Annotated in this window: 27 protein-coding genes and 1 tRNA gene; 22 read left to right on the top strand and 6 right to left on the bottom strand. The window is 45.5% G+C overall.

All coding sequences use genetic code 11. From position 1 onward, the window contains the following. Positions 1–4: 4 nt before the first annotated feature. The 4 genes from C2745_RS00560 to hisD are packed head-to-tail and all read left to right on the top strand — an operon-like array spanning position 5 to position 3,568. Positions 5–253 carry a BolA family protein gene (locus C2745_RS00560; protein ID WP_215384420.1) on the top strand — a complete coding sequence of 83 codons (249 nt, stop codon included), beginning with the start codon at positions 5–7 and terminating at the stop codon, positions 251–253. 42 nt (positions 254–295) lie between these two features. Further along, the gene (gene murA, locus C2745_RS00565) at positions 296–1,570 is read left to right on the top strand and encodes a UDP-N-acetylglucosamine 1-carboxyvinyltransferase (protein ID WP_215384421.1); all 1,275 of its coding nucleotides are present in this window, start codon (positions 296–298) and stop codon (positions 1,568–1,570) included. Between the two features lie 20 nt (positions 1,571–1,590). After that, positions 1,591–2,217, top strand: coding sequence for an ATP phosphoribosyltransferase (gene hisG / locus C2745_RS00570; protein ID WP_215384422.1), 627 nt, complete (start codon positions 1,591–1,593; stop codon positions 2,215–2,217). A gap of 28 nt (positions 2,218–2,245) precedes the next feature. Next, a complete protein-coding gene (gene hisD, locus C2745_RS00575) occupies positions 2,246–3,568 on the top strand; it encodes a histidinol dehydrogenase (RefSeq protein WP_215384423.1) in 1,323 nt (440 codons plus the stop codon). 24 nt (positions 3,569–3,592) lie between these two features. Here hisD and hisC read toward each other — a convergent pair whose 3' ends face one another. Continuing rightward, positions 3,593–4,660, bottom strand: coding sequence for a histidinol-phosphate transaminase (gene hisC, locus C2745_RS00580; RefSeq protein WP_215384424.1), 1,068 nt, complete (start codon positions 4,658–4,660; stop codon positions 3,593–3,595). A 116-nt stretch (positions 4,661–4,776) separates the two neighbouring features. Between hisC and hisB the strand changes: the two genes are divergently transcribed. The 10 genes from hisB to tatC are packed head-to-tail and all read left to right on the top strand — an operon-like array spanning position 4,777 to position 10,443. Then, positions 4,777–5,364 carry an imidazoleglycerol-phosphate dehydratase HisB gene (gene hisB / locus C2745_RS00585; protein WP_215384425.1) on the top strand — a complete coding sequence of 196 codons (588 nt, stop codon included), beginning with the start codon at positions 4,777–4,779 and terminating at the stop codon, positions 5,362–5,364. A gap of 51 nt (positions 5,365–5,415) precedes the next feature. After that, entirely contained in the window at positions 5,416–6,078 is a 663-nt protein-coding gene (hisH, locus tag C2745_RS00590) for an imidazole glycerol phosphate synthase subunit HisH (RefSeq protein WP_215384426.1), read from the top strand. 19 nt (positions 6,079–6,097) lie between these two features. Beyond that, positions 6,098–6,859: a 1-(5-phosphoribosyl)-5-[(5-phosphoribosylamino)methylideneamino]imidazole-4-carboxamide isomerase gene (gene hisA, locus C2745_RS00595; RefSeq protein ID WP_215384427.1), complete on the top strand. Its 762-nt coding sequence runs from the start codon at positions 6,098–6,100 to the stop codon at positions 6,857–6,859. After that, on the top strand, positions 6,859–7,617 hold the full coding sequence (gene hisF / locus C2745_RS00600; protein WP_215384428.1) for an imidazole glycerol phosphate synthase subunit HisF: 759 nt from the start codon (positions 6,859–6,861) through the stop codon (positions 7,615–7,617). The genes hisA and hisF overlap by 1 nt, the downstream gene beginning before the upstream one ends. Before the next feature lie 60 nt (positions 7,618–7,677). Further along, positions 7,678–8,085, top strand: a complete 408-nt coding sequence (hisI, locus tag C2745_RS00605) for a phosphoribosyl-AMP cyclohydrolase (protein ID WP_215384429.1) — start codon at positions 7,678–7,680, stop codon at positions 8,083–8,085. A gap of 31 nt (positions 8,086–8,116) precedes the next feature. After that, positions 8,117–8,518, top strand: coding sequence for a phosphoribosyl-ATP diphosphatase (locus C2745_RS00610; RefSeq protein ID WP_215384430.1), 402 nt, complete (start codon positions 8,117–8,119; stop codon positions 8,516–8,518). A gap of 2 nt (positions 8,519–8,520) precedes the next feature. Further along, on the top strand, positions 8,521–8,877 hold the full coding sequence (locus C2745_RS00615) for a histidine triad nucleotide-binding protein (RefSeq protein WP_215384431.1): 357 nt from the start codon (positions 8,521–8,523) through the stop codon (positions 8,875–8,877). Between the two features lie 16 nt (positions 8,878–8,893). Further along, positions 8,894–9,115 carry a Sec-independent protein translocase subunit TatA gene (gene tatA / locus C2745_RS00620; RefSeq protein ID WP_215384432.1) on the top strand — a complete coding sequence of 74 codons (222 nt, stop codon included), beginning with the start codon at positions 8,894–8,896 and terminating at the stop codon, positions 9,113–9,115. Positions 9,116–9,166: 51 nt separating this feature from the next. Next, positions 9,167–9,643, top strand: coding sequence for a Sec-independent protein translocase protein TatB (tatB, locus tag C2745_RS00625; RefSeq protein WP_215384433.1), 477 nt, complete (start codon positions 9,167–9,169; stop codon positions 9,641–9,643). A gap of 14 nt (positions 9,644–9,657) precedes the next feature. Continuing rightward, positions 9,658–10,443 (top strand): twin-arginine translocase subunit TatC, encoded by a 786-nt coding sequence (gene tatC, locus C2745_RS00630; RefSeq protein WP_215384434.1) that lies wholly within the window; start codon positions 9,658–9,660, stop codon positions 10,441–10,443. Between the two features lie 14 nt (positions 10,444–10,457). Here the strand turns inward: tatC and C2745_RS00635 are convergent, their stop codons facing one another. Continuing rightward, the gene (locus C2745_RS00635; protein WP_215384435.1) at positions 10,458–11,921 is read right to left on the bottom strand and encodes a tetratricopeptide repeat protein; all 1,464 of its coding nucleotides are present in this window, start codon (positions 11,919–11,921) and stop codon (positions 10,458–10,460) included. Between the two features lie 208 nt (positions 11,922–12,129). On the opposite strand from C2745_RS00635, the gene C2745_RS00640 reads away from it, so the two are divergent. Beyond that, positions 12,130–13,416: a porin gene (locus tag C2745_RS00640; protein WP_215384436.1), complete on the top strand. Its 1,287-nt coding sequence runs from the start codon at positions 12,130–12,132 to the stop codon at positions 13,414–13,416. A gap of 92 nt (positions 13,417–13,508) precedes the next feature. Here the strand turns inward: C2745_RS00640 and C2745_RS00645 are convergent, their stop codons facing one another. From C2745_RS00645 to mscL, 4 genes are read right to left on the bottom strand one after another with little or no spacing between them, the layout of a single operon-like run. Then, positions 13,509–15,017: a tetratricopeptide repeat protein gene (locus C2745_RS00645; RefSeq protein WP_215384437.1), complete on the bottom strand. Its 1,509-nt coding sequence runs from the start codon at positions 15,015–15,017 to the stop codon at positions 13,509–13,511. A gap of 44 nt (positions 15,018–15,061) precedes the next feature. Beyond that, positions 15,062–16,246 (bottom strand): Do family serine endopeptidase, encoded by a 1,185-nt coding sequence (locus tag C2745_RS00650; RefSeq protein WP_215384438.1) that lies wholly within the window; start codon positions 16,244–16,246, stop codon positions 15,062–15,064. A 2-nt stretch (positions 16,247–16,248) separates the two neighbouring features. Then, positions 16,249–18,483: a glycosyltransferase family 41 protein gene (locus C2745_RS00655; protein ID WP_215384439.1), complete on the bottom strand. Its 2,235-nt coding sequence runs from the start codon at positions 18,481–18,483 to the stop codon at positions 16,249–16,251. 43 nt (positions 18,484–18,526) lie between these two features. Then, on the bottom strand, positions 18,527–18,949 hold the full coding sequence (gene mscL, locus C2745_RS00660) for a large conductance mechanosensitive channel protein MscL (RefSeq protein WP_215384440.1): 423 nt from the start codon (positions 18,947–18,949) through the stop codon (positions 18,527–18,529). A 137-nt stretch (positions 18,950–19,086) separates the two neighbouring features. On the opposite strand from mscL, the gene petA reads away from it, so the two are divergent. The 7 genes from petA (at position 19,087) to C2745_RS00695 (ending at position 23,874) form a co-directional block, all read left to right on the top strand. After that, positions 19,087–19,689, top strand: a complete 603-nt coding sequence (petA, locus tag C2745_RS00665; RefSeq protein WP_215384441.1) for a ubiquinol-cytochrome c reductase iron-sulfur subunit — start codon at positions 19,087–19,089, stop codon at positions 19,687–19,689. 10 nt (positions 19,690–19,699) lie between these two features. Continuing rightward, the gene (locus C2745_RS00670; protein ID WP_215384442.1) at positions 19,700–21,100 is read left to right on the top strand and encodes a cytochrome bc complex cytochrome b subunit; all 1,401 of its coding nucleotides are present in this window, start codon (positions 19,700–19,702) and stop codon (positions 21,098–21,100) included. 41 nt (positions 21,101–21,141) lie between these two features. Beyond that, complete coding sequence (locus C2745_RS00675; RefSeq protein ID WP_371742989.1) at positions 21,142–21,915, top strand: cytochrome c1; 774 nt, start codon at positions 21,142–21,144, stop codon at positions 21,913–21,915. A 99-nt stretch (positions 21,916–22,014) separates the two neighbouring features. Further along, a complete protein-coding gene (locus tag C2745_RS00680) occupies positions 22,015–22,626 on the top strand; it encodes a glutathione S-transferase N-terminal domain-containing protein (protein WP_068320223.1) in 612 nt (203 codons plus the stop codon). A 30-nt stretch (positions 22,627–22,656) separates the two neighbouring features. Next, the gene (locus C2745_RS00685) at positions 22,657–23,064 is read left to right on the top strand and encodes a ClpXP protease specificity-enhancing factor (protein WP_215384443.1); all 408 of its coding nucleotides are present in this window, start codon (positions 22,657–22,659) and stop codon (positions 23,062–23,064) included. Positions 23,065–23,081: 17 nt separating this feature from the next. After that, positions 23,082–23,157 (top strand) — tRNA-Thr (locus C2745_RS00690). Between the two features lie 39 nt (positions 23,158–23,196). Then, positions 23,197–23,874 carry a hypothetical protein gene (locus C2745_RS00695; protein ID WP_215384444.1) on the top strand — a complete coding sequence of 226 codons (678 nt, stop codon included), beginning with the start codon at positions 23,197–23,199 and terminating at the stop codon, positions 23,872–23,874. Positions 23,875–23,879 lie beyond the last annotated feature (5 nt).

A 23,879-nucleotide genomic window follows, 5' to 3' on the forward strand; every position in this document is an offset into this window, starting at 1 on the left:
AAAAATGTTACCAACCCCAGAGCAAATTGAAGGCTACATCAAACAAGGTATCAATTGCACCCATATTCAAGTTGAGGGTGACGGTCAGCATTTTTTTGCCACGATTGTGAGCCCAGAGTTTGATGGCAAACGTTTAGTGCAACGTCATCAATTGGTATATGGTGCAATGGGCGATCGGATGAAAGCCGAGGTGCATGCTTTGTCCATTAAAGCATTTACACCCGAAGAGTTTGCACAAAATTCTGCCGCATAAATATATTAGTTATTAATTACCTGTTTTTTCTGGAAGTGTTTCATGGATAAATTACGAATGGTTGGTGGGACCCCACTCAAGGGTGAGGTGCTTATCGCTGGCGCAAAAAATGCTGCATTACCAATTCTTTGTGCCTGCTTATTGACCGATCAACCTGTTGTGTTGCGCAATGTTCCAGATTTACAAGATGTGCGCACCATGCTCAAGATTTTGCAAGAAATTGGTGTGTCAGTTGGCTTTCCAGATGCTGGTGATCGCAGTCATGTTGTTTTAAGTGCAGCAGTAATTAAAAGCGCAGAGGCAACATACGAGATGGTTAAGACCATGCGTGCCTCTATCCTGGTTCTTGGGCCGCTCTTAGCCAGAATGCATTCTGCCAAGGTCTCCTTGCCAGGCGGCTGCGCAATTGGCGCACGTCCAGTTGACCAGCACATTAAAGGCTTAAAGGCTATGGGTGCTGTGATCAAAATTAAGAGTGGATATATCCAGGCAGAGACAAAGTCGCAAAATGATCGCCTTAAAGGCGCCTCGATTTTGACCGACATGATTACGGTGACTGGTACAGAAAATTTATTGATGGCAGCCACGTTGGCATCCGGAACAACCATTTTAGAAAATGCTGCGCGTGAACCTGAAGTTGGTGATTTGGCTGAGTTGCTAGTGAAGATGGGCGCCAAAATTACTGGAATTGGCAGTGATCGTCTCGTTATTGAAGGCGTTGAAAAGTTGCATGGTGCAGAGCATTCGGTGATCCCTGATCGCATTGAAGCGGGCACCTTCTTGTGTGCAGTTGCAGCTACTGGTGGCGAGATCGTAGTGAAGCGCTGTCGTCCAGATACATTAGATGCAGTCATCGTGAAGTTAAAAGAAGCTGGCCTCACCATGGAAGTCGGTCCAGACTGGATCAAGGCCTCAATGCAAGGACGCCCAAAGGCTGTAAGTTTTCGCACTTCCGAATATCCCGCCTTCCCAACCGATATGCAGGCTCAATTAATGACGGTCAATGCGGTGGCGAGCGGAAGCTCAACAATTACCGAGACGATTTTTGAGAACCGATTTATGCACGTTCAAGAATTAAATCGCCTAGGTGCTGATATTGCAATTGAAGGTAATACCGCTATTGCCCAGGGGGTAGAAAAGCTTTCGGGGGCAATTGTGATGGCCACCGATCTGCGTGCCTCAGCCAGTTTGGTGATTGCAGGTTTGGCGGCCCAGGGCGAAACCCAAGTCGATCGGATCTACCATTTAGATCGGGGTTATGACCGCATGGAGCAGAAATTAACACTCTTGGGCGCCAACATTGAGCGTGTGAAGTAAGCCTGAGAGATAATTAGGTCATGAAATTGACTTTAGCCCTCTCTAAAGGGCGCATCTTCGAAGAGACCGCAGAGATCCTATCCAAGGTTGGTATCGTGCCGCTGGAGGATCCCGAGAAGTCACGCAAGCTCATTATTGAAACGACTAACCCCGATGTTCGTTTAATTATTGTTCGCGCCTCAGACGTTCCCACTTATGTTCAGTTTGGTGGTGCAGATTTTGGCGTTGCTGGTTTAGATGTATTGATGGAAAAAGGTGCTGATGGTTTGTATGTGCCTTATGACTTAAACATCGCGAAGTGCCGTATGTCAGTTGCTGTGCGCGAAGGTTTTGATTACGCTGGTGCAGTCAAACAAGGCTCTCGTCTTAAAGTTGCCACCAAGTATGTCAATTGCGCGCGTGAACACTTTGCTAATAAAGGTGTGCATATCGACACTATTCAGCTCTATGGCTCTATGGAGCTTGCGCCTTTAGTTGGCTTGGCTGACGCTATCGTGGATTTAGTTTCCACTGGCAATACACTCAAGGCGAATGGCTTAGTTGAGGTAGAGCCGATTGCTGACATCAGCGCACGTTTAGTTGTTAATCAAGCTTCTTACAAGCGTAAGCGTGCACAGCTACAACCCATTTTTGAGTTGCTAAAGTAATTAACGACCATATAGAAGTCTTCAATCCATGTCTTCATCAATCAACGTTAAGCGTTTAAACAGCAAGGATGCTGGCTTCAGAGAGGTTTTGCTGTCCAGCCTTTCTTTGCCCATGGCTGATGACGAAGCTATTGATACTGCGGTGGTCAAAATTTTGGCAGCGGTAAAAACAAAGGGTGATGAGGCGGTATTGGGTTTTACGAAGCAATTTGATCGCTTAGATGTTGCAGCGGTTTCTGATTTAGAAATTCTCCGTAAGGATTTAGAGCAAGCCTATAAATCTTTATCCGCCGAACAAAAGAATGCGCTTGATATTGCTGCACAAAGAGTGCGGGCGTATCACGAGAAGCAAAAAATTGAAGCGGGTTGCCACTCTTGGGAATATGAAGAGGCGGATGGTACGCGCTTGGGTCAAAAAGTAACGCCATTAGATCGAGTGGGCATTTATGTGCCAGGCGGTAAGGCTGCTTACCCATCCTCTGTATTGATGAATGCTATTCCCGCGAAAGTGGCCGGTGTTGCTGAGGTCATTATGGTTGTGCCCACCCCTGATGGCGCACGCAACCCATTGGTTCTAGCGGCGGCATATCTTGCGGGCGTGGATCGTGTCTTTACGATTGGCGGTGCTCAAGCTGTTGGTGCATTAGCCTACGGCACCAATACGATACCTGCGGTAGATAAAATTGTTGGCCCTGGCAATGCATATGTGGCGGCAGCTAAGCGCAGAGTATTTGGAACTGTGGGTATTGATATGATCGCCGGCCCATCAGAAATCTTGGTACTTTGTGATGGCTCTAGCAATCCGGATTGGATTGCGATGGACTTGTTTTCTCAAGCCGAGCACGACGAGCAAGCGCAATCGATTTTGCTTTGCCCTGATCTAGCCTTTATTGAGCAAGTTCAAGCAAGCATCAACAAATTGCTCTCAGAAATGCCGCGCGCAAAAGTTATTGAAGCATCGTTAACAAATCGCGCATTATTGATTCAGGTAAAAGATATGCAGGAGGCTTGTGAGATAGCCAATGCTATTGCAGCAGAACATTTAGAAATTTGCGCCCTCGATCCGCGTAAGTGGGCGGATCAAATTCGCCATGCTGGCGCAATCTTTATGGGTAACTACACCAGTGAGTCACTCGGTGATTACTGTGCTGGGCCCAATCACGTATTGCCAACCGCACGCACTGCGCGCTTCTCTTCACCTCTGGGTGTTTATGATTTTATTAAGCGCTCTAGCATGATTGAGGTGAGTGAGGCTGGCGCTCAAACGCTGGGCGCGGTAGCGAGCACATTAGCTCATGGCGAAGGCCTGCAGGCCCACGCGCGTGCAGCTGAGATGCGTCTTAAAAAATAATCTAAAAATTTATTCGCTGTTTGATTAAGCGAGGATTTCTTTTAAAGCGGCGACGAGTTCGCCGCTTTGCTCATCTGTGCCAATCGTAATACGCAAGAACGCATCTATACGTGGTGACTTGAAATGGCGCACGATGATGCCGCGATCCCGCAATGCCTGATATAGCTTGGCGCCCGCATGCGTAGGATGACGAGTAAAAATAAAATTTGCAGTAGATGGCAGTGTTTCAAAGCCTAAGGCGCTTAACTCAGTTACTAATGAGGTGCGAGTGTTGATAACTTTTTTAGAGGTTTTCTCGAGATGTGCTTGATCTTCAATTGCAGCTATTGCTCCCGCTTGCGCTAGTCGACCGAGTGGATAAGAATTAAAACTATTTTTTACACGCTCTAGACCTTCAATTAAGGTAGGGTGACCAACAGCAAAACCAACTCGAAGTCCTGCTAGTGCTCTCGATTTAGAAAGTGTATGCACTACTAAAAGATTTTCTGGGCAAGCAGCACCTTGTAAAAGTGGGATGCAAGATTCTGTACCGTAATCGACATAAGCCTCATCAATGACTAGTACTGAATCTTTGTTGCTTGCAAGGAGTGACTCAATTTCTGAGCGCGGAATAGATCTACCAGTTGGCGCATTAGGATTGGGGAAAATAATTCCTCCATTAGGCGCTTTGTATTGAGTTGTATTGATCTCAAAGTGATCACCTAGCGGCACAGTTTTATAGTCAATGCCAAAGAGTTTGCAGTACACCGGATAAAAGCTGTAGGTGATGTCTGGAAAATGAACGGGTTTACTTTGTTTGAGTAGGCCGGCAAAAACATGAGCCAGCACCTCATCCGAGCCATTACCTAAAAAAACCTGATTTGGGTTCAATCCATGTAACTTTGCGATTGCTTGCTTAAGGGCAACGCCCTCAGGGTCTGGGTAAAGGCGCAAATCATCGTTATTTTGAGCCTCAATTGCAGCAAGCGCCTTGGGCGAGGGTCCGTATGGACTTTCATTGGTGTTGAGCTTAACCAACCGCTGCATTTGCGGCTGCTCCCCCGGGACATAGGGGGTTAGGGTTTGAACAACGGGGCTCCAAAAACGGCTCATGAGGGTACTCGGGTCAAAAATCACAAGGAAAATGCTGCAGCATCCATATTTATATTGCTTCTAGGAATGATATTATGAGGCTTCAATCAACACTTCGCCTCGCGGCGCAATGAAGCATGCGGCAAGCCGACGTTACCCGAAACACTTCGGAAACCAAAATTCAGATTTCCATCAATTTGGATGGTACCGGTAAGGCTCAGCTAGCCTCCGGCGTTCCTTTCCTGGATCATATGCTGGATCAGATTGCCCGTCACGGCATGATTGATCTCAAAGTGGTTGCGCAGGGCGATACCCATATTGATGATCACCACACCGTTGAAGATGTCGGCATTACTCTAGGCCAGGCCTTTGCCAAGGCTGTAGGTGATAAAGCTGGCATTACACGTTATGGCCATTCTTATGTGCCCTTGGATGAAACTTTGTCTCGCGTTGTGGTCGACTTCTCTGGTCGTCCAGGACTTGAGTTCAATGTTCCATTTACTCGTGCTCGTGTAGGTGACTTTGATGTTGATCTCAGTATTGAGTTCTTCCGTGGATTTGTGAATCACGCCGGCGTTACTTTGCATATCGATAATTTGCGCGGTATCAATGCGCATCACCAGATTGAGACCGTATTTAAAGCCTTTGGCCGTGCGTTGCGCATGGCCTTGGCGCTTGATCCACGGGCATCCGGATCTATTCCCTCAACTAAAGGAAGTCTGTAATCTAGACCTCTTTTAGTTGCTCAGCAGACAACAGTAGACAACAGGTAAATTTTGGCGCAAACCATTGCGATCGTTGATTACGGAATGGGTAACCTTCGTTCCGTTTACCAGGCATTCCATCACGTTGCGCCTGATGACAATGTATTGATTGCCCATAAGCCTGAAGAAATTCGCTCTGCCGATCGCGTTGTTTTGCCGGGTCAAGGGGCGATGCCTGATTGCATGAAGCACCTTGAGGAGTCTGGTTTATTGGAGGCCTTATTAGAAGCCTCTAAAAACAAGCCACTTTTGGGCGTTTGTGTTGGTGAGCAAATGTTATTTGATCAAAGCGCTGAAGTGCGCGCAAATGGAGTTGATCATTGGACGCCTTGTTTGGGTTTAATCCCTGGAGAAGTTCGTCGCTTTGAGTTGGCAGGCAAAAAGCAGGCTGATGGGTCTGCTTATAAAGTGCCGCATATGGGCTGGAATCAAGTACGCCAAGACCGTAAGCACCCTCTATGGGTCGGTATTCCGGATTTAACGAGCTTTTACTTTGTGCACAGCTACTATGTTGTGCCGCAGCGCAGTGAAGACACTGCTGGCTCTACAGAATATAGCGATTGGTTTACATCTGCTGTGGCAAGGGATAATATTTTTGCTACACAATTTCATCCTGAAAAAAGTGCAGAATACGGATTAAAGCTTTATCAAAATTTTGTTTCTTGGCAACCTTAAAAATTTTTAACCTATTGTTATGCTGCTGATTCCCGCAATTGATCTTAAAGATGGCCACTGTGTTCGACTCGAACAGGGTGATATGGATAAGGCCACAGTTTTTTCTGAAGATCCAGGTGCAATGGCTGCGCATTGGATTAGTAAAGGTGCGCGACGTTTACATCTCGTAGATCTGAATGGCGCTTTTGCCGGCAAGCTAAAAAACGAATCTGCAATTAAATCTATTCTTAAAGCGGTTGGAAATGAGATTCCAGTTCAATTGGGTGGCGGTATTCGTGATCTTGAAACAATTGAGCGTTTATTAGACGACGGAATTAGCACTGTCATTATTGGTACTGCGGCCGTGAAAAATCCTGGCTTTGTACAAGATGCTTGCACTGCCTTTCCGGGTCATGTGATGGTTGGCTTAGATGCAAGAGATGGCAAAGTCGCTACTGACGGCTGGAGCAAGATTACAGGGCATGAAGTGGTTGATCTTGCTAAGAAATTTGAAGACTGGGGCGTTGAAGCCATCATTTATACCGATATTGGTCGGGATGGCATGCTCAAGGGCGTTAACGTTGAGGCTACGATGAAGCTAGCGCAAGCCATTCGTATTCCGGTAATTGCCAGTGGCGGCCTTTCCAATAACCAAGACATCGAAGCCTTATGCAAAGCTGAGGAAGAGGGTGTGATGGGCGTGATTGCTGGGCGCTCTATTTATTCAGGCGACCTTGATCTCGCCGCCGCTCAAAAATATGCTGATGAGCTAACGCTTAAGTACGCAAAGAAAACTATCTAGTGTTAACCAAAAGAATTATTCCCTGTTTAGATGTCACCGCAGGGCGCGTGGTTAAGGGTGTAAATTTTGTTGGGTTGCGTGACGCAGGTGACCCAGTAGAAATCGCCAAACGTTATGACACTCAGGGTGCAGACGAACTCACTTTTTTAGATATCACTGCGACCTCTGACGGACGTGATCTGATTTTGCACATCATTGAGGATGTGGCATCGCAAGTATTTATCCCATTGACAGTTGGTGGTGGTGTGCGTGCAGTGGCTGATGTGCGGCGCCTGCTTAATGCTGGCGCAGATAAGGTCAGCATGAATTCATCTGCGGTTGCTAACCCCGATTTAGTTTCTGATGCGGCTGCATATTATGGTTCGCAATGTATCGTTGTCGCAATTGATGCCAAACAAACCGAGGCTGGTAATTGGGAAGTCTTTACGCATGGCGGTAGAACTGCTACCGGCATGGATGTAGTGGAATGGGCGACAGAAGTGGCTAAGCGCGGTGCCGGCGAAATTCTGCTAACCAGCATGAACCGTGATGGCAGTAAAGATGGTTTTGATTTGGCATTGACTGCCGCCGTTAGTGATGCAGTGTCTGTGCCTGTAATTGCCTCTGGTGGAGTGGGAAATCTTCAGCACTTGGTCGATGGCATTACAAAGGGCCATGCCGATGCGGTTCTTGCTGCCAGCATTTTTCACTACGGTGAATACACGGTGGGACAGGCAAAAGAATATATGGCGGCCCAGGGAATCCCAGTCCGCATTTAAGTTGTATCAACACTTTGGCAAGATTTCCAAAGCCCTCAAGATTCCCTGTAAAGTTCAGATATGAGTCAAATTACATTTCAACCAATTGAATCTATGCAACCCGGTCAGTGGCTCGATGCTGTTGCCTGGAATGAGCAAGGTTTAGTTCCGGTGATTGCCCAGGAAGTTGGTAGCAAGGACATCTTGATGATGGCCTGGATGAATCGCGATGCTTTATTGGCTACCTTACGTTTGGGCGAGGCCGTTTACTGGACACGTTCCAGACAAAAGCTTTGGCATAAAGGGGAAGAATCTGGCCATACCCAAAAGGTTAAAGAAATTCGCTTAGATTGTGACGGGGATACGATATTGCTCTTGGTTGAGCAAAAAGATGGGATTGCCTGTCATACAGGTGAGCATAGCTGCTTCTTTTTGCAATGGGATTCCGCTAAATCAGCTTGGGTTGATGAGTCCAAATCAAAGAAGTGAATCTTCTGAATAAACAACATAAAATACCTAGATGACTAGCGCTGCAAATAAACCCTCTTCTTTAGACTCTGGATTGGCTCACTTGGCTGACGTGGTAGATCAACGTCGAGACGCTTTCAAGGCGGGTCAATCCGATCCCAAAACTTCTTATACCGCTTTGCTCTTTTCTAAGGGTGATGACGGCATCTTAAAAAAGATTGGTGAAGAGGCAACCGAGGCAGTAATGGCGGCCAAAGACGCCCGCAATTCTAATTTGGCGGCTGAGCAGCAAAAACTCTTGGTCGGCGAAATGGCCGATTTATGGTTTCACTGCTTAATTGCACTCTCGCAATTTAACCTGCGACCAGAAGATGTGATTAGCGAGCTTGACCGTCGATTGGGCACTTCAGGGATTGAAGAGAAGGCAGCCAGAAAAGCCGCCGGCAAGGAGTAGTCATGTCGCACGACCCCAATTGCTTGTTTTGTAAGATTTCTCAAGGATTGATTCCATCCCAGAAGGTTTATGAGGACGAAGAAATTTTTGCTTTTAAAGATATCAACCCGGCTGCACCGGTGCATTTTTTGATGATTCCTAAAAAACACATTCCCATGTTGGAATCCACGGAAAGCATTGATGCGCCATTGCTGGGTAGAATGATGGAATTAGCACCCCGTCTTGCCAAAGAGCAGGGCTGTCGACCTGGAAAGGATGGCGGCTTTCGATTGATGGTAAATAATGGGGTAGATGGTGGGCAGGAGGTTTATCACTTGCACCTGCATGTGATGGGCGGTCCGCGCCCCTGGAAAAAATAATCCAAGGAGATTAAAGATGGGTTCATTTAGCATTTGGCATTGGTTAATTGTTTTGGTCATCGTGATGTTGGTATTTGGTACCAAGAAATTGCGCAATATTGGCCAAGATTTAGGTGGAGCTGTAAAGGGCTTTAAAGACGGCATGAAAACTTCTGAAGAGCCTAAAGAGCAAATTCAGCAAAGTGCTACATCTACTGAAAAAACAGTTGATGTGCAAGCTAAAGACGTCAACAAGTAACCATTGATAGCGCAGATAGAAACTCATGCGGTTCTTAGTTAGCTTGTTCAGATGATTGATCTTGGAGTTTCAAAGCTTGCGCTGATTGCTGTGGTTGCTTTGGTCGTAGTTGGACCAGAGCGCTTGCCCAAAGTAGCTCGTATGGCTGGAAATTTATTTGGTCGCGCTCAACGCTATATGGCTGACGTTAAAGCTGAAGTGAGCCGCCAGATGGAAGTTGAGGAGTTTAAAAAATTCCGCGAAGAGAGTGCCACCACTCTCAAAGAAGTCGAAAATAGCATTCACTCGACTGTACAAGAGGCTAGCTCAAGCCTTAGTGATCAAGCCGATATCTTCGAAACCAGCTTTGAAAAACCCCCGCTTGATGAAAGCGAAGTGCTTCGCAAGACGAAGCGGCAAGGCCGCAATAGTTGGGGTGTTAGGCGTGCAGCTAGGCCTATATGGTTCAAGCGTTCATCCGGGGTGCGTACGCGCGTGCAATCTGGTGCTGCAAGAATGAAGCGCTTTCATCATGCTGCTGGTAAATAAAAAATAATCTTCGTATGACGCAAAATAATTCCACCGAAGATTCAGGTTTACAAGAAACTTTTCTATCGCATTTATTTGAATTGCGCGATCGCGTAATCAAGGCGGCCCTGGCAATTATTGTTGTCTTCGTCTGCTTGGTGTATTGGGCGCCAGATATTTTTCATATATTTGCGCAACCTTTATTACAGGCCCTGCCTGCTGGCGGCAAGATGATTGTGACAGACGTCACTGGCTCATTTTTTGTGCCTATGAAAGTTACGATGCTGGTGGCATTCTTAATTGCATTGCCTGTAGTGATGTATCAGTTGTGGGCCTTCATTGCGCCTGGACTGTATTTGCACGAGCGTAAATTAATTTTGCCCTTGGTAATCAGTAGCTATAGCTTGTTCATTATTGGTATGGCGTTCGCATACTTTTTAGTATTCCCAACCGTATTTAATTTCATGGCAAGTTATAACGCTCCATTAGGCGCAGAAATGTCTACTGACATTGATAACTACTTAAGCTTTGCGATGACGACTTTCTTGGCGTTTGGTATTACGTTTGAGGTGCCGGTAGTGGTAGTTGTTCTAGTGCGCATGGGCATGGTCCCTTTGGCTAAGCTAAAAGAGATTCGCCCTTATGTGATTGTTGGGGCATTTGTGATCTCAGCGATTGTGACGCCCCCGGATGTGCTTTCTCAACTACTTCTTGCTGTGCCAATGACCTTACTCTACGAACTCGGTCTTTTGATTGCGCGGTTTTATGTGCCCAAGTCTTCTGAGAATGACTCCGAAGATAAAGCGGGCGCTGAAATTTAAGTCATTGACTTAAATTAAGCAGGCTCTGCGTCAGTCGGGGCTTTAGAAAAGGTGCTTGTTAACCAGCTGGTCACTCGATCAAAGCGGTAACGTCTCTGACGCAAATTTCCTTCAATATCCAATTCTGATCCTGCAAATGCTTTGCCCGCGGCCAATAAGGCGCGACGTTGCTGAATCGTTTCAATCTGAATTAATCTGGGCAAAATCTTCGGTAATTCCCAGCGAATATCCACCACCACGCAATGTTCATGTTGTAGCTGGCCTACCTCGCAAAGAAGTAACTCGGCTTTGGTGAAATTGAATTGGTTGGCGATGACAATGCGATGGCATAGCAATAGCCAGTCTTCATCTAGCTTATGTTCCGCATGGTGATTAATGGCTTGTTCAGCGAATTGCGCAAGTTCCAGCCAGTCGTTTGCCTTTGGGTTAGGACAACTCTCTAAAATTTTGCCAAGCAATTCTTTTGCTTCTGGAACGCCCTGTTGATGTGCGTGCCAAACCCAGTAGGATGCTTGCAGGCCGCGTACTTTTTCATCGCTCTTCTCGCGCTTACGCCAGAGATTTGCCCCTTTGCGAAGTTGTGCTTGCGGGTGAGCAAGGTCGGCTGCGCGATCAAAACAGCGATCACTCTCTGTTGCGTTGTATCCAGAAAATTGCGGACGGCGATAGATTTCGCCTAGCGCATACCAAGCATCGCGATCACCATCTTTTGCAGCAAGCTCCAGCCAGTGAGCTGCTTTTTTCAGAGACGCGTTTGGCTTTCCTTCTGTGGAGGCTTCACTGCCATCTAGTTGAGCAAGACGCAAACCAAGCGTGAGTTTTGCAATGGTTAAGCCAAGCTCTGCCGCCTGAGCCAGAGCATCTTCATTCTGCTCCTCAAGCCAGGCATTCCAAAGTGAGGTGAGCGCCTCATTCTTAGGCTGTAATTTAATTAGCAACTCTTTGGCATTCGAAGCAAAAACTGAATCGCTTTCTGCCAATTCTTGCAAATACTGCTTCACTATTTTTTGCAGCCCAGTGAAATCTAGGTGATTAATCTTTTCGAGAGATGTTTTTTCTTTTCTGGTTTTGATCCAATCGACCAGGCTAGATTGGATCTCTTGATTGAGTGGGTTAACCAACAAATTAACTAGTTGCCATTTGGCCGCAAGCTGGATCGCGGAGTCGACATTCTCTTCCGCCAATCTCCAGAAGGTATCCCAACCAAAGCCAAATGCTGGGGAACCAAAGGTCTCAGCTAGCGGGATATTGGCAATTTGGGATACAACATCCAGGATGGCTGGGTTGTAGGCGCTTTGCCCTTCAAGCTTTTGATTTGTAATGGAAAAATAGGATTTCTCTAGCCAAATCAAGGCATTAGCAGGCTGTATAGGGGTTTTAAATGCCCCTGTAAGGTAAGCTTCGGCCAATTTTTGTTGCGCTGATACATCACCCAAGCGGGCTGAACTGAGTATTTTTAAGAATTCGCGACTTGCCATATGACAATTTTGGCATTGCAAGGGCATAAAAGACAGAAAACAAAGGTCTTGTTGCCGAGATACAACGACAAAAGCCAAAAAACTACCTTTTGACAAGCAAAAAGAGGTCCTAAATACCCTTACCCCCAGTCTAGTGGGGCAAAAGAAGCAAAATTCGTAGGTCCCAGTTTTATTTGGGCATTACTTTTAATTTTTGGAGATTTAAAGAATGAAAAAATCGCTATTCGCTCTCGCAGCTACAACAGCTATCGCTGGCGCTGCTCAAGCTCAGTCCAGCGTAACCGTTTATGGTTTATTGGACGCGGGCTATGTTGGTGGTAACAGCAAGACTGTTACTGCTGCTGGTGCAACAACCAAACAAACTGTTAGTGCGTTTGGTCAAAACCAAGAGAACACTTCACGTTTGGGCTTCAAAGGTACTGAAGACTTAGGCGGCGGTTCTTCTGCGTTCTTCACCGTTGAAATGGGATTGACACCACAAAACCCTAACCTCAGCGGCGCATCAACAGGCTGGGACAAGTTGCAAAACAACCAAAACGGTGGCGGATCTGCATTGGATAACCGTCAAGCATTCCTCGGTTTGAAGAAAAACGGTATCGGTCAATTCGCTTTCGGTCGTCAATACACCCCAATCTTTAACCAAGGCGCTGCTACTGACCCTTCACAATATGCAAACGTTGCTGGTAACGTTATCTATTTGAGCCCTGGCATCACTGCTGATGCAAACAGTGGTCAAGCAGCTGGTTATGGCTTTACAAACCGTGCATCAAATGCGCTCACATTCAAGACTGATAACTTTGCTGGTTTCAGCGCTTCAGGTATGTACGCATTGAACAACTCTAACTCTACTGTTACTACTGCGGCTGGTACAACAGCTGGTGGCAATGCTAACTGGAACGGTTGGGGTCTTGCTGCTGACTTTACATGGAAGAAATTGTATGCAACTGCTGCATATCAGTCTTTCAAAACTGCATACACAAACATTCAACAGCAAGCTGCTGCTGAAACTAACTTGAACGGTGCTGGCGTAACTAGCGGCCAGGTTGTTCCTGCTGCCGCTTCTTTGTTTGCTGCACAACAAACTGCTGATAAGCAAACTTATGCTGCTGTTACTTATGACTTCGGTATCTTGAAGGCATACGCTCAATGGATTGGCCGTAAGATTCAAAATGACTACACTGTAACTGCTGGTGCAGCTGGTCAACAGTTGAATCGTACTGCACAGCAGATCGGTGTCCGTAGCTATATCACTCCAACAATCGAGGCTTGGGCTTCTGTTGGTACTGGTAAGGTTAAGGGTCCTATCGCTGCTAACGTAGAGCCATCATCTGTTAACATCTTCGGCTATCAGTTGGGCTCTAACTACTACTTGAGCAAGCGTACAAACTTGTATGCTATCTATGGTCAATCACAATCTACATCATCAGCTTCTTCAACAGCTGGTTCTGGTGCTAGCGTGAACCAATACACAGTAGGCTTGCGTCACACTTTCTAATTTTTGCGGTTAACTAACCGCTTAACTTAGAATTGCAACAAATTAACCACCCCTCGGGGTGGTTTTTTATTTCTGAGTTTTAGTTCGCTTTCTTATAGATTTGCTATGGAATTTAAGATTGTTGCTTGAATCTTATCCAACGGCCAAATACCGCGTTGTTCTTGGCGGATTAATTGGGTGTTGGGGTACCAGGGACTTATTTTCACCTCAGTCATAAACATAAAGTCTGGTGGGTCGGGTAGCAAAAGAAGTGTTTGATTACCCAATGCGCCGGCAAGATGCCCTACAGCGGTATCGATGGAGATAATGAGGTTTAGCTCTGCAATGAGCGCAGCCGTATCTGCAAAGTTATTGAGCAAATGAGAATGTAGGAAAAGGTTTCTTGGACATCCTTTACTTGGAATATCTTCCAAATCCTTTTGTATTGCATGAAATTCGATGGGATATGTCTCCATGGAGTTTATTAAAGAGCATATTTCGTCAAAAGAAACATCTCTTTTATGATTTTTCTTGCCGGCATAGTGACCAGAGCCTGACCAGGCAATGCCCACTCGGAATGGTTTATCTATTGCGGAGGCTTGATTTAATCTGTTTTCCCAGGACAGTCTTTTCTCTGAAGTGGCGAATAAGTAAGGTGTTTGATTCGGAACTGTGTCTAGCGTGGTCCGCAGCGCAAGGGGTAGACTCATTACTGGGCACTGAAATTCTGGCGCGTCCTGTATTTGTTTCTCAAGTGACGAATTGGAGCTAATCACTGCAATCTCGGACCCCAGTGAGCGCATCAGTTCGGTAAGGGAGGGAGGAACTTCAAAAATTACCTTGGCGCCATTTTCTTTGGCGAGAAGCGGTAGGTAGCGACTCATTTGAATGGCGTCACCAAAGCCCTGTTCCGCGTGAATCAAAATGGTTTTTCCTGCCAGCGATTGATTTCCAAGCCATAATTGAATGTTTTGATGCCTCGCATGCTCCGCCATTCCAGAGATGTGCCAGCGCGATTCATAAAGTTTCCATCCCTCTTCGAATTGACCCAAGCGTAATAGCGAAAGCGCTTTATTCCATTGGGCTTGAAAGTTCTGAGGGTTAATTGAAAGAGCTTCAGATAAGTGCGCCAGTCCCAGTGAATATTCTTTAAGCTCATTATGCAGATTGGCTAAACCTATGTGCGCCTCTTCCAGGTGCTGTCCTAGCTTGTGGGCTGTTTCGAAGCAGCTACGCGCATCGGCAAATAATTCTTTTTCCAGCAAAATATTGCCTTTGTTGACCCAGGCTGAGCTTGAGTTGGGATCGATTGCCAGCGCTTGATTAAAGTAGTCAAGAGCACTGTCAAGGTTATTAGTATTCTGTGCGCAGATTCCTAAATTAATAATGCCTTCAATGCTATTGGGTTCAACGACTAATAATTCAGCACAAATATCTTTAGCATCACCCCACTTGCTTTGGCGTATCAGTACTGCAGATAAATTGGCTAGGATTGAAGGTCTGGCGGGTGCGCATTTCAATGCTTTGCGTAGCTCAATTTCAGCTTGTGCATCATTATTTTCTTCAAGAGCAGTGAGTGCAGCCTCAAAGTGGTGCTTAGCAACTTCCAGATTTTCAGTCATTGAATACTGTTCTTGACGAATGTTTTGTATAGATGCACTTCTATTTACTCTGCTAATTTTTTCGGTTTTGGCCGCTTGCCAGTTTGAACTTTTAAATTGAAGTCTTTACCATTACGTAAAATTTTAAGTTCAACCTCCGTTCCAGGGGCAATGCTCGCAATAGTATCTAGCAGATCTCTAACGCTATTAGTTGGGGTGGCATTGACTGAAAGCAGAACATCCCCAGGCTTTACGCCGCCACGCGATGCCGGCCCACCCTCCAAAATTCCGGATATCAATACACCCTTTGCATTTGCGGGCAGCCCTAGCGATTCGGAAAGTTCAGGATTGAGATTTTGAGGTTCGACCCCAACCCATCCCCGGGACACGCTCCCATTTGCCAAAATGGATTGCATTACTTGTTTTGCTAGACTGATTGGGATTGCAAACCCAATACCCATCGATCCGCCATTATTTGAAAAAATAGCCGTATTAATTCCAATTAAATTTCCGCGAGTATCAATTAAAGCGCCTCCAGAATTTCCGGGATTGATTGCTGCGTCTGTTTGAATAAAGTTTTCAAAAGTATTGATGCCTAAGTGATTTCGGCCTAGAGCAGAAACAATGCCTGAGGTCACGGTTTGTCCAACACCAAAAGGATTGCCTATGGCCAATACAACATCGCCGATACGAACGGATTCCGAGTTTCCAAACGTTATAGGTGTTGGCAGCTGTTTTCCGTCAATTTTTAAAACTGCGATGTCAGTCTCGGGATCGCTGCCAACCACTTTTGCTTTTAGTTTGCGCCCATCAGAAAGTGCAACATCGATATTGTCTGCATTACTGATGACGTGATGATTAGTAAGAATGTATCCTTCGGCGCTCACAAGCACGCCAGATCCGAGGCTTGAGCTGGGCTCTTCTGGCGGTTGGTCGCCAAAGAAGAATTTAAAGAGTGGGTCTGCTGAATTAGGTTTGTTGCCGGAGCGTGCCCTAGGTTTTACTGTGCTTTTGCTAGTAAAGATATTTACTACAGCTGGCATGGAGCGTTTTACGGCTTCATGATAAGATCCCGGACTTACTTGATCTTGCTGTCTAATTTCGTTAATCGGAATGGTATTTGCCAAAGAGCTCACACCCGAGCTGGGTATCCAGTCTGGCTGGAGAGTGACAACAATAAATACGGCCGCTAGAAGGATAGTGACGGTTTGCGCAAACAAGAGCCAGAGCTTATTAAATGTAGTGGGCATATTTATTGTTGTTTTCTCATTTGCCCGATTAAAAAAGCTTCAAGGCTACGAATAGGTTCTAGATTATTAAAAACTCTATGAAGATTTTCTTTGATACGTTTTTTATAGATCTTTTGTATTTCTGGATTTTGAATCAATTCCACTGCTCGATCAATATACTCTTCGTCTGAGTGGCAGATGAGGTCTAAAAGTGCCATTCGCCTCAAAATGGCGCTAGCAAGTCTGCCGCGCATGAAGTCACCCTCGATGGTGACAATGGGCAAGTTGCAACTCAGCGCCTGTATAGCAGTATTAAAGCCAGAAAATCCAATGGTGTCCAAGTAAAGATGAGACTGCTGCATGAGACTGTGAAATTCTTCTTTCTGTAAAAAAGGAATGAAGTGAATAAACGACTCTGCATGGAGGCTTTCTTTTATGAATGCAGTGTGCAATCGTTCTTTTAGGGTGCTGGTGAGGGTTTCAGAGAAATCAAAAAAGATAAATTGGCAGCGCCCTAGTCGTTTGGCAATTTGAGTAAAGACATGGTCGTTCTTGGGGTTGTATTTAGAGGGTGATCCAGCGCAGATCAGTATCGGTAGATTGGCGTCTATCCCGAGCTGGTCTAAATTAATATCAGCAGTTTTAGTTGATTGGGATTCAATATAAGTCCCAAGGCTAGGTAGCTTAATTAACCCTTCGCTGTAAAACAGCTTTGATGTCTCGCCCTCAAAGAGTTCTGCAGACAGGTAATAGTCGATGGTTGAGAGACCGGTTGTTTCAGGATGTCCCCATGCCACCATCTGTGTGGGCGCTAATCTAAGGCATGCCAAGGCCCTAGTGGCGGTATCCATGCCAATTTCTGGGTAGAGTAAAACATCTAGTTCGTGGCTTTTAATGAGGCGGGCAGCATCGATAGTGGATTGCCCGCAATTAAGGTACCTCCCTTTTAATTTGGCTATGGACGTTTCTTCATCTTCGGCTCCATTGGTATTAAAGAGGAAAACTTCAAATTGCCCGGGATTTAAATGGCTTACCAATCCCTTTGTGATGGCATGCCAGACGGGATGATTGCAAAAATAGTTGCTGACAATACCGATACGAATCTTCTCTGAAGAAATTAGGCAATTCTGGATTGAATCAACCTGGTGCTGAATTGCCTGCGCATGGCGTATTCCGAATGCCCCAAATTGTGAGAGCAGGGGCTTATTATTAAGATCTTGATAGGCAAGGTAAAAGGGGTGCCGATATAGAATTTTTTCGTCAGCTTTGAACGGCTTTAACGAGTCATCACCTAACGGAAAGAAATCCAGATGCTGTGCAAATGCATTCCTGGATTCTTTAATCTCATCTTGGCTGCTATATACCTTGGGTATTTGTGCGATAGTCAATGCAACCCGCACCTCAAGATTTTCTGGGTCCAGGGCCAATGATTTTGAATAGTTCTTCTTAGCCGAGTTTGACTCACCCATCTCGTAGTAAGTCTCACCCAATAAATTACAAGTAACTGGGTTGTTGGGATCGAGTTGCTCTGCACGTTGATAGCATTCAATGGCGCCACTAAACTGCTTGCACTTTTTTAGACAATTACCAAAGTTGAGATAGGCCTCTAAATAATTGGGGTTTAGTTGAATAGCGCGTTCAAAACACTGAAAGGCAACGTCATAATTCTCGATTTGAGTCAGAGCATTTCCGAGGTTGTTAAAGCCAATAGAGAATTGAGGATTTGCATGAACCGCTTGCTCCAAAAATTCAATTGCTTTCCCAAACTTTTCATCTTCTAAAAAGATTACGCCTTGATTATTAAGGGCTTCAGCGTAATTAGGCCTTAGAGAAATTGCTTTTGCATATGCTTCTAAAGCCTCTGATTTTCTAGTCAATCCCTTTAGCGCGTTTCCGCGATTGTTGTGCGTCTCAGCAATGCGGCTATCCGCCGATATAGAGAGATCAAAAAAGTGAAGTGCTTCGGAATATCGTCCAAGCGCATTTTGAACCAGGCCAATGTTTCCAAGGGTTGGAGCGAAGTGAGGCACACGTAGATTGGCCTTATTTAAAAAATCTAAGGCTTTTTCAAATGATTGGTTTTGATAATGCCGAATACCTAAGAGATTAAGTACATCGACATTGCTAGGATCAAGCCTGAATGCCTCATTAAGCAATTCATCAGCTTTTTCAAGCTCACCCTTTTGAAGCAATGAAAAACTATTGTGCAAAATTTGTTTTGCACGTGCTTCTTCCGTTAACGTTTTTTCAGAAGGCAAGTGTTATAACCTTGGGCGCGCGAATGAATGGGTGATTAGCAATTTATTTATTCAGACTATCGCGAATTTCACGCAACAAAACAATATCTTCTGGTGTTGGGGGTGCAGGGGGCGCATCGAGAAGCCGCACTTTATTGACAACCTTGACCATTTGAAAAATCACAAATGCCAAGAGGATAAAATTGATGGAAATAGTGATGAAGTTTCCGTAGGCAAAAATTGGGACGCCTGCTTTTTTTAGGGCATCAAAAGTTCTTGGCACGCCTTCAGGAATATGGCCTAAAACGACAAAAAGATTTGTAAAGTCGATATGACCGCCCAAAAGGGTTGAAATGACGGGCATCACGATGTCGTTGACGAGGGAATCCACGATTTTTCCAAATGCACCGCCAATAATGACACCCACCGCCAAATCGATCACATTTCCCTTAACGGCAAAGTCCCGAAACTCCTTTAAAACGCTCATAAATGCTTCCTTTTTTGATTTGATACTGATTAACCCGAGATTAACCCCAGAACTTTCTTGCTTACCCCACTTTTTACTTTAAAATCCTACCTTTAAGCAATTTCCACCCATAAATACCCTTTTTAGGAATTTTGTAAATGAGTGACAAGCCCTGTATGGACAAGGATCGCCGCAATTGGCTGATCGCCACTTCGGCAGTTGGTGGCGTAGGTGCAGCCGCAGCCCTTTACCCTTTTGTGGACAGCTTTGAGCCTTCTGAGCGTGCTAAAGCCGCTGGAGCAGCTGTTGAGATCGATATCGCGGGCATGCAGCCTGACGAAATGAGAATGGTTGAATGGCGCGGTAAGCCTGTATGGGTGGTGCGTCGTACGCCTGAGCAGGTTGCTGAACTCTCTAAAATTGATGGCGAATTGGCTGACCCTGATTCATTGCGTGATCCAGCCCAATTTACCCCTCCTTACGCCCAGAACCAATGGCGCTCAATTAAGCCTGAGTACCTTGTGGTTGTTGGTATTTGCACCCATTTAGGCTGCTCCCCAACACCAAAATTCGAGTCAGGTGCTCAGCCATCCCTCCCAAATACTTGGCCAGGCGGCTTCCTCTGCCCATGTCATGGCTCTACATTTGATATGGCAGGCCGCGTATTTAAGAACAAACCAGCCCCAGATAACCTTGAAGTGCCGCCACATATGTATTTGAGCGACACCAAGATTCTGATTGGCGATGATAAGAAGGCCTAAGGAGAAATAAATGGCATTTCACGAAAAAGAAGTCCCAGCAAACGCTCCTGTTGCCCAGAAGGTGTTGGCTTGGGTTGATTCCCGTTTTCCTCTCACTTCCTCGATTAAGGCTCATTTAACCGAGTATTACGCACCTAAAAACCTCAATTTTTGGTACTTTTTTGGTTCCTTAGCGATTGTGGTTTTGGCTTTACAAATCATTACCGGTATTTTCTTGGTAATGAACTACAAGCCTGATGCTGCCAAGGCTTTTGAGTCTGTTGAGTACATCATGCGTGAAGTTCCATGGGGTTGGATGATTCGTTACCTCCATTCCACAGGCGCTTCAATGTTCTTCGTGGTTGTGTATTTGCACATGTTCCGTGGTTTGATCTACGGCTCTTATCGCAAGCCACGTGAGTTAATTTGGATCTTCGGTTGCGCAATTTTCTTGTGCTTGATGGGCGAGGCTTTCTTTGGTTACTTGCTCCCATGGGGCCAAATGTCCTACTGGGGCGCTCAAGTAATCGTGAACTTGTTCTCTGCAATCCCATTCATTGGTCCAGACCTTTCTTTATGGTTGCGTGGTGACTATGTTGTGGGTGATGCAACCCTCAATCGCTTCTTTGCATTCCACGTGATTGCAATTCCATTGGTATTGATTGGTTTGGTTGCTGCTCACATTATTGCTTTGCATGAAGTTGGCTCAAACAATCCTGATGGCATTGAAATCAAAGAGAACTTAGATGCAAATGGTCACCCTGTAGATGGCATTCCATTCCACCCTTACTACACCGTCCATGACGTGTTTGGTCTTGGTGTGTTCTTGATGATTTTTGCTTGCATCGTGTTCTTTGCACCAGAGATGGGCGGTTACTTCCTTGAAGCTAACAACTTCATCCCTGCAAATCCATTGCAAACGCCTCCGCACATTGCACCGGTTTGGTATTTCACGCCGTTCTACTCTATGTTGCGTGCGACAACTACCAACTTCCTGTTGCCTCTGTGGATCTTCTTGGCAGTCATTCTTGGAATGTTTGCTAAAACTTCAAACGATAAGAAAGTCAAAGGCGCTTGCGTAGCAATTGCTGTTATTTTGGCCGCTGGTTTCTATTTGTTTGATGCGAAGTTCTGGGGTGTTGTGATCATGGGCGGTTCAGTTGTGATCATGTTCTTCTTACCTTGGCTTGATAAATCACCGGTGAAATCGATTCGCTATCGTCCACAGTTCCATAAATATATTTATGGTGTGTTCGTAGTGAGTTTTGTGATCTTGGGCTATTTAGGTATCGAGCCACCATCACCAGTATTTGAAAAGATTTCTCAGGTATGCACTATTTATTATCTGGGCTTCTTCTTGGCAATGCCGTTCTGGAGCACGCGTGGCACGTTCAAGCCTGTTCCAACACGCGTTACTTTTAAGTCCCATTAATTCACGCCTGAGATATTGGCAAAGAGAAATTAGGAATTAGCATGAAACGAATCCTGCAAACTTTGATGGGCGTCTGCCAAGCTACGGTTTTGGTTGCTGCCCTTGGCTTTGGTGTTGCTGCCAATGCAAACGAAGGCGGCTTTCCATTGGATAAAGCCCCTGACCGTGTAAGCAGCAATGCTTCATTGCAAAACGGCGCCAAGATATTTGTGAACTATTGCTTGAACTGCCACGCAGCTTCAAGCATGCGTTACAACCGCTTGCGTGATATCGGCTTGACCGATCAGCAGATTAAAGACAATCTCATTTTGAACGACGCTAAAGTTGGCGATTTGATGACCATCTCCATGACACCAAAAGAAGGCAAAGCGTTCTTTGGTAAAAACCCACCAGATTTATCAGTTGAGGCTCGTGCTCGTGGTACTGATTGGCTCTACACCTACTTCCGCACTTTCTACAAAGACGATACTACGCAAACGGGTTGGAATAACTTGGTTTACCCAAGCGTAGGTATGCCGCATGTTCTTTGGCAGTTGCAAGGTGAGCGTGCTGCGAAGTTTGAAGAGCACAAGGATCCGCATGACGAAGGCAGAATGGAAAAGGTTTTCGTTGGCTTTGAGCAGTTAACTCCAGGCACAATGAAGCCGCAAGAGTACGACGACAATATCGCCGACTTGGTTGCCTTTATGTCATGGATGGCTGAGCCAGTGCAGTTGGAGCGTAAACGTCTTGGCGTAATCGTGCTCCTATTCTTGGCAATCTTCACCATATTGGCATGGCGTTTAAATAAAGCCTACTGGAAAGATATTCACTAATTCGAATTAATGGGCCCTGAAGCTAGGGCCCATGAGTGAAAAGATTTAACGCTGTTGTGCGTTTGTTGTATTGAAGTAGAAATTTAAGGAAATAAATTTATGATGGTGTTGTACTCGGGTACTAACTGCCCATTCTCGCAACGCTGCCGTCTGGTGCTTTTTGAAAAAGGCATGGACTTTGAAATCCGCGATGTTGACTTGTTTAACAAGCCTGAAGACATTTCGGTAATGAACCCTTATGGCCAAGTGCCAATCTTGGTTGAGCGCGATTTAATTTTGTATGAGTCAAACATCATCAATGAATATATTGATGAGCGCTTTCCTCATCCACAGTTGATGCCGCCAGACCCAGTAGCTCGTGCCCGTGCGCGCCTTTTTCTCTTTAATTTTGAGAAAGAGCTGTTTGTACACGTAGCGGCTTTGGAAAATGAAAAAGGTAAAGCTGCTGAGAAGGTTCATGAAAAAGCACGTTTAGCTATTCGTGATCGTTTAACTCAGTTAGCCCCAATTTTTGTTAAAAACAAATACATGTTGGGCGATGAGTTCTCAATGCTTGACGTAGCAATTGCGCCATTGTTATGGCGTCTTGAGCACTACGGTATTGATCTTTCTCGAAATGCTGCGGCTTTGTTGAAGTACGCTGAGCGTATTTTTAGCAGACCTGCTTATATCGAGGCATTAACTCCTTCTGAAAAGGTAATGCGCCGCTAAGCATCAACTTGCGGTTCATTACAGGTCAGTATGTCTGACGTTCCAAGCAATAAACCCTACCTAATCCGTGCCCTACATCAGTGGTGCACGGATTTTGGTTTTACGCCCTTCATAGCGGTTTTTGTTGATGCCAGGGTTGAGGTGCCCATGGAGTTCGTTAAGAACGATGAGATCGTTTTAAACCTCTCCCTTGAGGCGTGCCATCAATTGCAGCTTGAAAATGATTGGATCAGCTTTCAGGCCCGATTTGGGGGAATTCCAAGGAAGATTATGGTTCCGGTTAGTCATGTCCTAGCAATTTATGCCCGGGAAAATGGCCAGGGAATGTCTTTTCCGTTTGACCCGGCGCAAGCTAGGGATTTGCATGTGGCAGACTCTTCAGATCAACCCCCAGAAAAGCCAAAATCCAAGAAACCATCCTTGACGATTGTGAAATAGGCTAAAATATCACCGTTGCCCCTTTAGCTCATCTGGTAGAGCAACTGATTTGTAATCAGTAGGTGGTCTGTTCGAGTCGGACAAGGGGCACCACTCATCTCATCATTTTTCAGAATTTTCCCCAGGAAAAATATGTCTAGAGGAATATTGTCTATCTATTGGGGTGATGAATCCAAGCTTCCTTTAGCTCGTCTTAAAGCGTCTGTTCAAAGATTTCATCCTGAGCTAAAGCATGAAATTATCAAAGTTGACGCTCCCACTGGAGATCTTGCTAGCTTAAATAAGAAAGCATCCATGTTTGAGCTTTCACCATTTGATGAAACTTTATTCTTAGATATTGACACGGTAGTAATGGGAAATCTAGATTTTGGATTTCGGAAAGCGGCGCAGTTTGGTTTAGCCATGAGCATCTGCGAGGCTCCATGGGCTAGAAGGTACCCAAGAATATTTGTTGGTGATGAAGTGGAGTACAACACTGGCGTAGTTTTCTTCTCAAGGAAGGCTGAGCCTTTATTCTGCGAGTGGAAGGGGCTTGCCTTGACTGCAGACACCACCTTGGTTGGCGCAAATGATGGCAAGGTCTATGAGGTTCCAGTGCAAGATCAAGGCTCATTCGCATTAGCAGTTGAAAAAACAGGCTTTCACCCGTTTGTTTTGCCTTTAAATTGGAACTTTAGACCGCTTTGGCATGGAAGCTTCTTTGGGCCCATTAAGGTTTGGCATGACTATGCTGACCCACCACCCTTCTTTGACGAGTTAAATACTTACTATTCCAAAAAAGATTCAGTCATCCAGTTTCATCGGGGATAATTTTT

The sequence above is a fragment of the Polynucleobacter sp. AP-Kolm-20A-A1 genome, assembly GCF_018688315.1.
Classification (GTDB): Bacteria; Pseudomonadota; Gammaproteobacteria; order Burkholderiales; family Burkholderiaceae; genus Polynucleobacter.